Annotated in this window: 10 protein-coding genes and 1 pseudogene; 5 read left to right on the top strand and 6 right to left on the bottom strand. The window is 65.0% G+C overall.

What is annotated here, in order from left to right; all coding sequences use genetic code 11:
• Positions 1-132, top strand: a pseudogene (locus tag GAK38_RS21920) (IS481 family transposase); the annotation flags it as partial.
• 7 nt (positions 133-139) lie between these two features.
• Here the strand turns inward: GAK38_RS21920 and GAK38_RS21915 are convergent.
• The 5 genes from GAK38_RS21915 to GAK38_RS21895 all read right to left on the bottom strand — a co-directional run bounded on the left by GAK38_RS21915 (position 140) and on the right by GAK38_RS21895 (position 7,102).
• Positions 140-3,226, bottom strand: coding sequence for an N-6 DNA methylase (locus GAK38_RS21915; RefSeq protein WP_325347042.1), 3,087 nt, complete (start codon positions 3,224-3,226; stop codon positions 140-142).
• A gap of 68 nt (positions 3,227-3,294) precedes the next feature.
• Positions 3,295-4,389 carry a DNA cytosine methyltransferase gene (locus tag GAK38_RS21910; protein ID WP_325347041.1) on the bottom strand — a complete coding sequence of 365 codons (1,095 nt, stop codon included), beginning with the start codon at positions 4,387-4,389 and terminating at the stop codon, positions 3,295-3,297.
• A gap of 328 nt (positions 4,390-4,717) precedes the next feature.
• Complete coding sequence (locus tag GAK38_RS21905) at positions 4,718-5,137, bottom strand: very short patch repair endonuclease (RefSeq protein WP_325347040.1); 420 nt, start codon at positions 5,135-5,137, stop codon at positions 4,718-4,720.
• An 84-nt stretch (positions 5,138-5,221) separates the two neighbouring features.
• Complete coding sequence (locus GAK38_RS21900) at positions 5,222-6,490, bottom strand: type II toxin-antitoxin system HipA family toxin (RefSeq protein WP_325347039.1); 1,269 nt, start codon at positions 6,488-6,490, stop codon at positions 5,222-5,224.
• A 3-nt stretch (positions 6,491-6,493) separates the two neighbouring features.
• Positions 6,494-7,102, bottom strand: coding sequence for a helix-turn-helix domain-containing protein (locus GAK38_RS21895; RefSeq protein WP_325347038.1), 609 nt, complete (start codon positions 7,100-7,102; stop codon positions 6,494-6,496).
• Between the two features lie 440 nt (positions 7,103-7,542).
• Between GAK38_RS21895 and GAK38_RS21890 the strand changes: the two genes are divergently transcribed.
• The 4 genes from GAK38_RS21890 (at position 7,543) to GAK38_RS21875 (ending at position 12,433) form a co-directional block, all read left to right on the top strand.
• Positions 7,543-7,935 (top strand): ATPase, encoded by a 393-nt coding sequence (locus GAK38_RS21890; RefSeq protein ID WP_325347037.1) that lies wholly within the window; start codon positions 7,543-7,545, stop codon positions 7,933-7,935.
• Between the two features lie 523 nt (positions 7,936-8,458).
• Positions 8,459-10,534 carry a ParB/RepB/Spo0J family partition protein gene (locus tag GAK38_RS21885; RefSeq protein ID WP_325347036.1) on the top strand — a complete coding sequence of 692 codons (2,076 nt, stop codon included), beginning with the start codon at positions 8,459-8,461 and terminating at the stop codon, positions 10,532-10,534.
• A gap of 730 nt (positions 10,535-11,264) precedes the next feature.
• Positions 11,265-11,573, top strand: a complete 309-nt coding sequence (locus tag GAK38_RS21880; RefSeq protein WP_325347035.1) for a DUF736 domain-containing protein — start codon at positions 11,265-11,267, stop codon at positions 11,571-11,573.
• Between the two features lie 530 nt (positions 11,574-12,103).
• Entirely contained in the window at positions 12,104-12,433 is a 330-nt protein-coding gene (locus GAK38_RS21875; protein WP_325347034.1) for a DUF2958 domain-containing protein, read from the top strand.
• Here GAK38_RS21875 and GAK38_RS21870 read toward each other — a convergent pair.
• Positions 12,430-12,789: IS3 family transposase (locus GAK38_RS21870; protein WP_291785121.1), on the bottom strand; the 360-nt coding region annotated here is incomplete at its 5' end. The two genes, GAK38_RS21875 and GAK38_RS21870, sit on opposite strands and share 4 nt — an antisense overlap.

The raw sequence follows: 12,789 nt of genomic DNA, 5'->3' as shown, positions 1-12,789 counted from the left end.
TTGTACAACCAGCAACTGCCGCAGTCAGCGCTGGGCAGCAAGACGCCCATGCAGGCCATGAAGAACTGGTATCAGACTCACCCGCATCTGTTCCATAAGCGGCTATATGATCGTCCGGGATGCGACAGCTAAGCGGGTGTCAGATCGCAAGTAGCTTGCGTACCTGTATATCCAGTAAAGCGAGATCCGAGGGGCTTGCGTTGCCGGCCTTGGCTGTCAGGTTCCGCGCAATGCTTCCGATAGCCACCATCTTCTCGTCTGCTTCGTTGAACTTAGGAATCTTGAGGTACTCTGCCACGCTTGCTCCCAGGCTCAGCTGAGCTGCGTACGCGGAAACGGCTTTGGCAATGGTTGGTGCGTTCAGGAAGCCTGTGAGGTAGGCCGCCTCAGGCTCTGATTCGACAGGGATGAAATAAAGCTTGTGGTCCGGAACCGCGATCTTTTCTCCCGCGTAGTCGATTACCGCATTCCCGATGTACGCAGCAGCGAACGTGTTGCCCATTTCCCGCCATAGCACCTTGAACGGGGCAAATGTGTATGGGCCGGTGCTCCACAGGGAGTAGAACGCCTGCCCCTTCTGGAACCGCTTCAGGCTGGAGCGCTGTTCCAAGTGGTTCTTGAAGCGGCTGAGAAACTTGAAGGTGTTGGGGAACGCTGCCGGCAAGTCCGGGTCGCCATGCATCCCCCGCTGGGGAACGAGGATGCGGAGCTCAGCCTCCGGCACTGCATTAAATGGCGCAACGCCGCGGCCGCGCAAAAGCGGGAATAAGTGCTCGGACTCAACGTTCGCAGTGACCTGGGGAATGCCCTTCGTTTTTCCGATGTCAGCAGCGTTCTGCACGGTCACCAATCCTGGCCCGGCTTCGCCGGTTGCGTGTACCCAAAAGATGCCGTTACGGTCGGTGGTGATTCCTTTCCGCGCCTTGTATTCAGGCCTTGCTCCCGCAGCAAAAACTTTCGCAAACACTGCCTGGTCCTGCACAGAGCCTACGAGCCACGGCCGCGTGCCATCTCCACCGGGCACTGGTACAGCGACGCCGTCGATGCGCTTGGCAATACGGCGGAACTGCTCCGCGGAAGCATAGGCCCGCTGGATTGCAGAAGTCCCTTCGCCCGCCGCCCAGGATCGGTATGGGACAGGAAACGTGGTTGATGCATCCCTTTGCATCACCAGAAAAGTCGGATGGTTGCTAACCCCGTCAAAGGGCCTGATATCTTGATAGTCCTCGACCAGCAGGACCTTGCACGGCAAGCGGCCGTTGTCGATCGAGAACCGCCTGAATCCGGCGCTGGATTCGGTGGTGAACACCGAGCCTGGAAGGAAAAAGCCAAGCCGCCCATCGTGGGCAAGATAGTGCTTCACCGCCTGGTAGGTGATCACGGTCGAGATGTCCGACTCGATACCGCCCACCCACTTGTCGGTACTGAAAACGCCGAGGCCGCGGCAATGCTGCTGGATTGATTGGGCGTAATCCTTGGGAAGATTGCTCCATTTGACCCATGGCGGGTTTCCGCAGATGTGCGATGACGGCGGGATCGCGCCTGCGGCGAAGCGGTCCGCGAGTATCGAGCACCAGATGCCGTTCCAGCCCTGGTCGTGCAATTCCACTAAATTAGCTACCGTCGTACTGACGATAGCGATATCAGACGGGTCCAGGCCCATGCATTGGAGGTCGGGAAGGATGGCGCTACAGAGCTTGGCCGCTGGGTAGTCGGCGTCAATCAGCGTCCGCACCTTCGAAAAGATCCGGAAGAACTCCGGGTGCGCGATCATCCGTTGCGGAACAGAGAACTCCCGCGGGCCTACCTCCGTGTGCAGGATGTGGCTGTAGTTGGAAAAGAAATCGACGGCAGCAGGGTTGATGGCATCCGCCAGGTACACCGGCAGCCGGATGGGATGCGCCGGATCCAAGTACGGGGATAGGAACACGGCAAGCGAGCCCTTTGCCGCAAGGACTGCAAGAGGATTGAGATCGATCCCGTGCAGCCCTGCGAGCAAGGATTGCGCGGTCGCTCCGTTGCTTGCTTTGCGGCGGCGCCTGATGGCTTCGAGCAAGAAGGTGCCTGACCCGCAGGTCGGATCGGTTAACGGATGGGTTGGCTCCCATCCCAGCAAGTCCATCCCGTGCTCTGCCAGCCAGTCCGGTGTGTAGAACTCGCCAAGCGCATGCCGGACCTCCCTGGGAATGAACCGCTCGTAAATGCCCTTGAAAAGGTCGCGCGTCGTATCCGCGTGCTTCTTCGAGACTGTGAAATCAACACCGCCGAGCCGGCTAAGCATAGCGCTGAGGTGGGACTGGTACCGGGGCCAATCCGCATCGTCAAGGTACCAGGAGAAGAAGTCTCCGCTGAGCATGTTCAGGATGCCTGCATGCTCGAACAGCTCGCCTGTTTCGACGGTCCGCAGCCGCTCCGCGACAGGAACTCTCGGCTGCAAGATGTCCTGGCTGGCACGCGGCAATGCGCAAGCCGCCACAACCTTCGCAATGATGGCAATGTAGGTGTTCAGGGCGAAAAGGTAGGCCGCCGGGTTTTCTTGGTACGGCTGGTCATGCGAGATCTCTTGCCGGCTGAGCAGCTTCTTCATCTGCGCGGGCTGGAACCCTACAACTTGGCTGAATAGCCTGCGCCACTCCGCAAACAGCATCTTCGTTTTTGAAGTCGCGGGCGACGCATCAGCTTTACAGATGCTGGCGTAGAGCTCTGGGATCAACGAGATCCCGTATGCCGAATCCGGGCCTACCAGTGCTTGCAGCAGCTGCGGATGGACAAGCGGCCGGCCATCGTTTTCAAGCGCTGCGAGCAGCCGCCCTGCGGATAGAGCATCGAATGCAACCACATCTTCCCAAGCCGCAGCAGCCTCTTCAAACCGGCCGAAGGTGATATGGGCCCCGTCCCATGCGACCAAGACGTATTCTTGCAACGCCCGGCCCTCTTCCGCAGAGATCAGCTCTGCGTACTCTTCGGCTTGCCGGCGCGCATGGTTTGCCTTACTCCCGGCACGGCCGCTGAACGACTTGGGCGGCTCGTATTCAATGATGACTGCGCCGTGCGCAACGTCGGCAAACTTAGTTGGCTTGCCCGCGGCCTTGAGGGCACGCTCAAGCTGGAAAGGTGTCCACGGGAGGGACAGGGCAAGGCAAGCTTGCTCCAATGCGTTCTCCAGCTCATGCCGCAGCTGAGCTTCGTTCCTGGATGCTTCCGTGGCAGAAAGCACGGCGCTCACCAGCGAAGCGCAAGCGCTGCTAGTCATAGGTCTTCCCATGCAACTCGGCGGCCGGCAACCATGCCGGCCTACTCCGCTTTGGCTGGCTGCACGCCAGCAGTAACCAAGCCTGCCCCAGAGAAGAGGTGCGCAAAGATTGCCTTGGCGAGCTTGGGCGGGACGGCATTGCCGATCTGCGTGAACTTTGAAGCAGTGTCGCCTACAGGGACAAACTTGCTTCCGAAGGTCTGTATGCGTGCGCACTCGCGCCAAGAGAGCCGGCGCGCTTCTTCCAGCTTTGGCCGGCTTGGATCCGCTTCAAGGTGCTCGTACTCGGTGGAGAAGTCCCAACGCTGCTTCCAGCCGTTGGCGAGGTCAGACCACGTTAGCTTCATCACCGGGCTCGCGGGGTGCAGCGTGATGTGCCGCCAGTTCGCCACAACGGTAAACGCAGGGTCCGCCCACTTGGCTTTCCGGTTCCGAGACATGTAGTACCAGGAAAAGTGGCCCTCGGGGTCATGCGGCCGCTCATAGAACTCCCCCTCCGGCCAAAGAGGGAGGTTCTTGATTACGTCGCCGTGCGATACATAGGGCTTGAGCGGGCCCGACGACTTGGTTTCTTTTCCGTGCGTCTTGGAAGGGAACTTGAATAGCTGGTTTAGGTCCTTCCTCACGCCCACGATAAAGAGGCGCTTGCGGGATTGCGGTACGCCATAGTCCTTGGCGTTGAGCACTTGGTGGCTAACGTGGTAGCCCGCTTCCCCATAGGCATCGACTTGTTCTTTCAAGAACGTGCCGCTACTCAGCTGCTGCAGGCCCGATACGTTTTCGGCAACGAAGTACTTGGGGCGGACGACGTTGATGACGCGCAGAAACTGCTTGTACAGGTTGGTGCGCTCGTCTTTCTCTGGGTCCCTGTTCCCTGCCATCGAAAACGATTGGCATGGATAGCCGCCGACGACAACATCGGCATCGGGGAACGCGGTAATGCTCGCGATGTCCGCGTTGCGGATATCAGCGCCAGAAAAGTACTTTTCTAGGGTCTTGCATGCGTCGGCAAGCACATCATTCGAAAAAATAACATGGCCGCCCGCAGCTTCGACGCCGAAATCCATTCCTCCGCACCCTGAGAACAGGGAGAGAACCCGGATTTCATCGCCATTCTTTTCAAAATTGTTGCTCACGATCTATTGCTTCTCTGCGAGGCATCTTCGGCATCAGCGCCTTGCGGGAGAAGCGGCCACCTCGACTTCAGGTAGCCATCGATCGCGTCCCGGACCACCCAAGCCAGAGAAACTTTGTTCTCTGCCGCAATCTGCTCTAGAACTTGGTACTGCTGTTCAGGAAAACTGATCGACGCGCGGACGGTGCGCTCGTGCTGCTTGCCGCTTTCGTGGTGTCTAGATGGAGCCCGCATCGCATTTTTCCCGCAGTTAGAGAGCCTCTTCACCATTTTACACCATGGTGGTGAACGCTTGCCGCCCAGGGCTGTAACCCAGGGGGAGGCCCGCGCTACGGTGCACTCCCGGCCGGGTCCAAGAACGCACGGATCCGCTCTTCTGTCGCCTGCAGATCCCGGACCTCGCATTCCCAAAGCTCAAGGACCTGCCAGCCCAGGTCCAGCAATGCCTGCCGGTTACGGCTATCCCGCGCACGGTTCGCCTCGATCTTGGGAGACCAGTACCCCAGGTTCGACTTCGACCCCGGCGCCAGCTTGCATCCGTGCCCGTGCCAGAAGCAGCCATGAACCAAGATGACTTTCCGGTGCTTGGGCAGGACCACATCCGGGCGCCCCGGCAGGTCCTTACGGTGCAGCCGGAAACGGTATCCCAGGCGGTGCAGCAGCGATCTGACGGCAAGCTCGGGCTTGGTGTCAGTGCTGCGGATGCGGCTCATCAGGCGGGACCGGGCTTCCGGCGTCAGGGTGTCCATGCAAATATCTATGAGTGGGAAGATTCTGGACCGCAAGGGACCACACAGTTCTGCATATCCAGGCTTGTCGCCGCGCTTCAGCACTCAGCCGCCGAACCGGAAAGCTGTGGTCATGCGTTCCTGCTCCCGGGAGTTGATCTTCAGGCTGGAGGCCACCCTGGGCCATTGCCGCACCACAGCCTGGCTGCGCATGATGATGTCGTCGGCCTGGCGCTTCGGGACGCGGAAGTACGGTGCCACGGCGCGAGCCAGTTCCAGGTCCAGGGCGTTGTCGGCCTCGCTGACGTTGAGCTTCAGGCCCTGCGTGCCGGGGACGGGGTTCATGTCGTAGGCCGGGGCCAGGCGCCAGCCTTTGCCCGGCACCAGCAGGAAGCCGTGGTTGCGCAGGTGGTCGTCGCTGTTGGACACCAGCATGTTGAAGACGATGCGTGACCACAGCTCGCGCAGGTCGGCGCTAGCCTGGCTACCGTGTTCGATCAGCACACGCGCGATCTCGAGGTAGCTCGCGCCGGTGGAGGCGTCGTCGCCGTCCAGATGTCCGGTGAGCGTCATGGCCGACGCGAAGTGCAGCCGGCCCTGCGGTGTGCGGTCGAAGCGCTTGACCAGGAAGGTGTGGTGAGGGTTCGCGAACCGGCGTGCAAGGCTGGGCGGGACATCGAGACCGCAGCCTTTGGCGAGGGTCTGCACGAGCAGTTCCCAAGCGCCCATGTCGTGCTCGTCGCGCACGCTAGGGAACTTGGCGATCCACAGCTCTCCCTGCGGATCGACCACGCTGGCCTTGGGCCGCGCGCCGCCGAGTGAGCCGCCCGGGGCGATCAGCATTCGGAGCCAGTCGTCACCGGCGGCAGCGGTGTTGTCCTCGTCCCGTTCGAGGGCCAGGCTGGCGGCTTCCAGCTCGCGCAGCTTCACAAAAGGGGGCGCGGCTGTGCCGTGCTGGTTGTCGAGGAAGTCGCCCTGATCATGGAGCCGGAAGCGCAGTGCGCCCGAGCGGTAGGCGTCGTGCACGCCGAGCAGGTAATCCGACTCGTAGAGGCGAACGCTTTTCTCGATGCGGCCGGCGCGCTGTTCCCGTTCCAGGCGCCGGCGCATCAGCAGGCGGCCCCAGCGATCGGGGCTCGCATCGGCGAACACGCCGAAGGTCGTGTGGCCTTGTGGCGGATGCTGGCGTCCCTCGAAGAGGCCCAGCCGGGGATCCAGGTGTATCTGCCGCATGGCCGGGTGTGCGAGCGCGGCTGCCTCGAACGCGAACTCGAAGAGCTCCCGCCCGGCACCGCGCCGGGCATGCAGCCATCCCAGGCGAAGCGGCTGGGCGAGACCGATCCAGTCGGCATAGACGGCGATGGAGGCAGCCATGGATCAACGGGCTTTTCGGGCCCGCGGCGCGGGCGGCGCCTTGATCAGGCGGGCCAGGTCGTCGGCGCTGGCGAAACCGCCCTCCTCGATCCAATTCTGCGCATCGGTCACAGGCCTGGCTCTTTTCGGGGGCTGTCGAGCAGGCGCGCTTGGCGGATCGATCTGGACATGCGCGGCGGCGGACGGCATCGAGGCCAGCACCTCGCGAAGCTGGTCGCCGGTCAAGCCCTGCAGCAGGTTGCGCAGTTGGTCCATGGACAGAGCCTGCGCGGCAGGAGAGTGCGATTCCCGCGTGATTGCAGCCGGAGGCGCTGCCTTGACGCGCGATGGCAGCCGGGCGTCCTGGAGCTGCCGCCCCACCGGATCCTCCTGGCCCAGGAGGTCGAGGTCTCTTTCGATGCCCAGCACCTGCATGACCGAGAGATAGGCGCCCATGGTCACGCCCGCGCCACCGCGTTCGAGGCCCCGCAGCGTCATGAGCGACATGCCGGCACGTTCGGCCACCTGCCTGGCTGTCAGACGCCGGCGCTGGCGCGCCAGGCGCAGGCGCTCACCAAACCGGCGCAGCAGTTCGTCGGTGGCGGGAAGCAACGGGGCAGTCTTCTTGGCCATGGCGCCAATATTTTATCTTCGGCACTCATCAATCACCAGAATAATGTCTCAACTTTCGTCACTTCAAGACATTATTTTGGCTCCATAGTGTTCAGAAAGAAGAAATATTGGCACCTTCTGAAGGGATGGGCATCCCCGGCTGCGCCGGGCCGCGCTGTACGTGCTGCGCATCGAGCCGACTGCCTCGTCTCGCCCCTTCGGCTCCCATCGCTGATGCCTCCGCGGCAAGGCCGCTGCGCGCTGCGCTTGCCAATGCGAGTGCGTGGGGTGGTGGGGCTGGCTTGCTGTTCCCTTCATCCTGCCATGTCGGTCTCGCGCTCAAGGTCTGCGCGTGCTGCGCCCGCTGGCGTCCTGGCGGCCGTCTATCGAACCTGTGACCGCTGCGCTGCGGCATGCCGGTTCCGGTCTTGGGCAATCCCGCCCGATCACTGGAGATCCTCATGGACGACAAATCCTACGTTTCGCTGGAACAGCGCGTGTGCCTCGTGTGCGGCACTCCGTTCGACACCGGCAGCCTGCTGCTGGACAAGCGCCGGCGCGCGAGCATGAAGCGTCATACGACGACGGGCTGGGGGCTGTGCCCCGAGCACCAGAAGCTGTTCGATGACGGCTTCGTCGCCTTGGTCGAATGCGACCCCGCGCGCAGCGGTGCACCGGCCGATGGGCGCATGAGGCCCGAGCAGGCGTACCGCACGGGCCGCGTGGCGCATCTGCGGCGCACGGCGTTCACCCAGGTGTTCAACGTGCCAATCGAGGACAAGCAGGCGTGCGTCTTCGTCGAGCCGGGCGTGCTCGACCAATTGCAGGCGATGGTGGCGCCGGCGGCGGACTGATCCGGCGCTGATGCGCACGGTGCGCTGTCCTTCGGGGCGGCGCTTTTTTTGCTGCGCAGGGTGTCGATGCTGCGCGCTGCGCTGGCCTCCGGGGGATCGGCTGGTCAGCCCATCCCCGCCGCGCTCCGCTTGGCGCCCCTGCAAGCCCGCCGAACCGGCCGTGCCGGATCGGCCCGCCGTTCCTGCCTTGCTTGTCGAACGAGTTCTCTCCGGTGGCGCTGCGCGCCACCTGCGCGCCGCCTTCGGCGGCTTGCCTGGCCTCTGCGGGCGCTCCTCCCGTCAAGGGCCGCTGCGGCGCCCGTGTCCTCGGCTTCGCCTGCGGGCCGCGCCAGCGCCTTCGCTTCCTCCCTTGACGGCGCACCCGCGCCGGCTCCAGCCGGCCCTCCTGGCCGCGAAAGCGCTTCGCGGCCCTTGCGGAGCCCGAATTTCCAAGGAGAGCGCCTATGCAGAGCACCGAGTGAATCCCCCCCGTTTCCCTCTTTCTTTCATTCACCACGTCCCCGAGCGGGACAGGAGATTTCATATGAACACCGTTTCCCATTCCGAAGTCCAGGCCGTGGCCGATGCTGCGGCTGCTGCCGCCAGCGCCCCGGCGCAGGCCCAGGCCATCACCCTGCCGGAGGTGGCGCCCTACGAACTGCACCTGATCGCGCTGTCGAAGTTGCGGCCCTCGGCGCGCAACGTGCGCAAGAGCGGCGGCACCAGCATTCCTTCTCTGGCTGCGAGCATCCTGCGGGTCGGGCTGTTGCAGAACCTCACCGTCATCGCCTCGCCCGATGGCGAATCGTTCGAAGTGGTGGCGGGAAAGCGGCGGCTGGCGGCGTTGAAGTTGCTGGCCAAGCGCCGCAAGTTCGGGCGCGACCATCCGGTGCCCTGCCTGCTGGTGCCCGATGCCTCGGCGCGCACCGTGAGCCTGACGGAGAACGTGCAGCGCGTGTCCATGGGCGCCATCGAGGAACTGCGGGCCTGGAAGGCGCTGGCGGCCGAAGGCCGGGCCATCGAGGACATTGCGGCGGACTTTGGCGTCACGCCGCTGGTGGTGCGGCGGCGGCTCAGGCTCGCCAACGTCTCGCCCCGGCTGCTGGCCGCGTGCGAGGCCGGGGAGGCCTCCATCGAGCAGTTGATGGCGCTGGCGATCACGGATGACCACAAGGCCCAGGAGGCGGCATGGTTCGAGGCTCCGCAGTGGCAGCGCAGCCCGGATTCGCTGCGCGACCATCTGACGCAGGATGAGATCGACGCCAGCCGCGATCCGGTGGCGCGCTTTGTGGGCGTGGAGACCTATGAGGCGGCGGGCGGCGGCATCCGGCGCGACCTGTTCGCGGACGACCGGAACGGCGTGTTCCTCACCGATGCCGGCCTGCTGGAGTCGTTGGCGCGCGACCGCTTGGATTCGCTGGCCGATGCGGTGCGGGCCGAGGGCTGGGGCTGGGTGGAGGCGGTGCCGCGCGCCACGGCGGCGGAACTGCACCAGTTCCAGCGGGCGCGGCCCACGCGCCGGGAGCCCGGCAAGGCCGAGGCCAAGCGCATCGCCAAGCTGGAGGCCGAGCAGGCGCGCATCCAGGACCGGCTGGACGACGAGGATGCCGACCTGTCGGACGATGGCGCGCAGGCGCTGCATGAAGAACTCGACCGGCTGGGCGATGAACTGGACGCCATCGAGCAGGGGTTGCTGGTCTACGCGCCGGGCGTGGTGCCGCTGGCCGGGGCCGTGGTGTCGATCGACCACATGGGCGCGGTGGTGGTGCATCGCGGGCTGCTGCGCGAGGAACAGGCCAAGGCGCTGCGGGAGCAGGCACGGCAGCAGACCGGAGAAGCGGGCGATGCCAGCGGCAGCGGCGACGGCGCAGCCGACGCGGAGCCAGTGGGGCCGGGTATCTCGGACAAGCTGGCCCGGCGCTTGAGCGCGCACCGCACCGTGGCCCTGCAAGCCGAGGTCGCGCGGCATCCCCGCGTGGCGCTCGCGGCCCTGGTGCACGTGCTCGCGCGCCGGGTCATCCTTGACGGCTACGGCGGAGCGTCCATCAACATCAGCGCATCACCGCAGGACAGGCTGTCGCACATGGCGCCGGACATTGCCGAGTCCCCGGCGGCGCAGGGGCTGGAACAGGTGCGCGAGGCCTGGGTGGCGCGGCTGCCGTCCGATCCCGACACCCTGTTCGCCGAACTGCTGGCAATGGAGCATGAGGAACTGCTGTCGCTGCTGGCGCTGTGCGTGGGCCGCACCGTCGCGGCGTTCGCGTCGAAGGAGGCCGAGGTGCCTGCCGCGGCGCTGGCCGGGGCCGTGGGGCTGGACATGCACGACTGGTGGACGCCCACGGCGGCGGGGTACTTCGACCACGTGTCCAAGGCCAAGGCGCTGGAGGCGGTGCAGGTGTTCGCCCCGGGGGAGGTGCATCGGCTGTCGAAGCTCAAGAAGGCGCAGATCGCCGCCGAGGCCGCGCGGCTGGCGGCGGGGTCCGGGTGGCTGCCGGTGATGTTCAGGACGCCTGAGGCGGCGGCCATCAAGCCGGCCGATGCCGGACCGGAGGCGGACGCGGAAGCCGATGCGGATGGCGCGGAGCTTGGCGTGGAGGAAGAAGCGCACGCCACGGCGTGAAGCATCGCTCCGGCTTCGGCCGGGGCTTTTGCCGCGCCTCGGCCCAGGGCCTCGGCGCGGCGCGCGCGGCAGGTGTGCCGCGCGCGATGGAAACCACATTCCCCAACCCCGACGCCAGCGGGCGCGGCCCGCGCCCCAGCCAGGCGCCCCGCCGATGCGGAACGCGGGGCATTCAGTGGCCCGTTGCGTGAGTGTGCAGGGGCATGCCGTCCTTGATCCAGGCCAGGCGGTCGCGCGGTGAACGACGGGGGCACGCCAACAGGTTGGACGGTACACGGATCTTGCGCAGGTGGCCCCGCTGTCGGCGGGAACGATGCGGCGGTGCGTGCTGCCCTGGTCGCTGGTCGGCCGGCTTGGCGTTCGGTTTGCTAAACCCATGCCGGCAGGCTGCTGCAGCGTTGGCGTGGCCGGTGCCCCTGGTTCCTTGCGAGGGGACGGTCCGCTCCCACGGCCTTGTCTTTGAGCGTGAATCCTGGCGCGGGCACGGCGGGCCTCTACTGCGCTACCGCTGCGTTCCAGCCCGCCTCGGGCTTCATCGCCGCAACCGGCCCGCCCAACAAATTTCCCCTGCGCTGCGCGCATTCCTCGCGAGACAAATTTGCCGGGTCGGCCGGTCCTCCACTTTCGTTGCGGCCCTGCGGGTGCGGCGCGCCCAGCACCTTGCCTGATCGGATCACCGCACAAGGCCGCGATGGGCGCGGACCTGGCACCACCTCGAAAGGAATTCACCATGAGCACCATCGGCAGCTGCACCGCGAACGGCAGCAGTTACACCGGCACCGTGCGCACGCTCACCCTGAACGTCAAGGTCCGTATCGTGCCCAACGACAAGGGCAGCGAGCACGCCCCGGACTTCCGCATCGTCGCGGGCAATGGGCTGGAAATCGGCGCGGCCTGGAAGAAGGTCAGCAAGGCGGACCGGCCCTACCTGTCGGTGACGCTGGATGACCCTTCGTTCCCGGCCACCCTCTATGCCCGCCTGGTCGAAGGCGAGGACGGCGCGCACAACCTGATCTGGACGCGCAGCAAGGGCGACTGAACGCCGCCCTGGGCGCCTCGCTGCGGCGGGGCGCCTTGTCGTGTTCGGCGCGGGCCGTGCGCGGCGGCAACACAGTTACGGCCTTGCCCCTGCATCGTCGCAAAGCTGGCTCCGTTGAACTGTGCTTCCGTGGCTTTGCGCTTGTGCGTGAAGGCGTGGAGCCGCTTCTGTGCTTCGTCGGGTCTCAGCAGATGAGCCATGGCGGTTCGGCGATTCCGTGCGTCTGCGGCGATGCCGCACCGCGCTCTAGTGCTGCGCATCGAGCCGCCTGGCGTCTCGACCCCTTCGGGCGCCGATCGCTGACGCCTTCGCGCCTGCGGCGCTGCGCGCTGCGCTTGCAAGAAGTCTGGATATGGGGGCTGGCTTGCTGGTGAGCCTATCGTGCCACGGCGTTCTGGCCGTCAAGGTCGGCGCGTGCTGCGCACGCTGGCGGCCTGGCGGCCGTCCTGCGGAACCTGTGACGGCTGCGCTGCGCCGTGCCCTGTCCGGGCCCGGGCAATCCCGCCCGGACACCGTTCAAGGAGAATGACATGCAGGAACCTCTCATCACCGACGCGCAACGCGCGCAACTGCTGGCCAACGGCCGGCGATCCATCGAGGAGGCGGATTTCGATCCGCCGCCGGTGGTCAAGTTGTTCACGCCCGATGCGGGCGCGACCTGGCTGCTGACCGAGATTGACCCTGACGATGAAACCCGGTGCTTCGGCCTGTGCGATTTGGGCCTGGGGTGTCCTGAATTAGGCTGGGCCAGCCTTTCTGAAATCGAGGCGCTGCGCGGGCCGCTCGGGCTGCCGGTGGAGCGCGACCTGTATTTCAGGGCGGACAGTGATCTTGCCCCTGATTTACGGACACCTATCTAAGCGACATTGGCCAGCTCGTACTGCTCTGGGCTGAGGTAGCCCAGGGTCGAGTGCAGCCGGATCCGATTGTAGTCAACCTCAATGTAGTCAAACACATGAGCCTTGGCCTGCTCCCGTGTGGCGAGGTGTTCACCATGGATGGCCTCGACCTTCAGACTGTGGTTCCAACTCTCCATTGCTGCGTTGTCGTAGCAGTTGCCTCTGGCACTCATGCTGGCGATCAAAGCGTATTGCTCCAACAGGGCGCGGTGCTCGCGCGAGCAGTATTGGCTACCACGGTCAGTATGCACGATCACTCCCCGAGGCCGATTGCGAGCAAACAGCGCCATGCGCAGCGCGTCGCAAACCAGCGTAGC

The organism is Xylophilus sp. (assembly GCA_009914555.1).
Classification (GTDB): Bacteria; Pseudomonadota; Gammaproteobacteria; order Burkholderiales; family Burkholderiaceae_C; genus WNDY01.
The sequence above is the reverse complement of the archived record's forward strand: the minus strand, read 5'-3'. Positions and strand labels throughout refer to the sequence as shown.

Coding starts and splice junctions, on each gene's coding strand:
- GAK38_RS21905 (WP_325347040.1), bottom strand. CDS start 5,137: ATGGACACCCTGACGCCGGAAGCCCGGTCCCGCCTGATGAGCCGCATC.
- GAK38_RS21875 (WP_325347034.1), top strand. CDS start 12,104: ATGCAGGAACCTCTCATCACCGACGCGCAACGCGCGCAACTGCTGGCC.
- GAK38_RS21880 (WP_325347035.1), top strand. CDS start 11,265: ATGAGCACCATCGGCAGCTGCACCGCGAACGGCAGCAGTTACACCGGC.
- GAK38_RS21885 (WP_325347036.1), top strand. CDS start 8,459: ATGAACACCGTTTCCCATTCCGAAGTCCAGGCCGTGGCCGATGCTGCG.
- GAK38_RS21900 (WP_325347039.1), bottom strand. CDS start 6,490: ATGGCTGCCTCCATCGCCGTCTATGCCGACTGGATCGGTCTCGCCCAG.
- GAK38_RS21895 (WP_325347038.1), bottom strand. CDS start 7,102: ATGGCCAAGAAGACTGCCCCGTTGCTTCCCGCCACCGACGAACTGCTG.
- GAK38_RS21890 (WP_325347037.1), top strand. CDS start 7,543: ATGGACGACAAATCCTACGTTTCGCTGGAACAGCGCGTGTGCCTCGTG.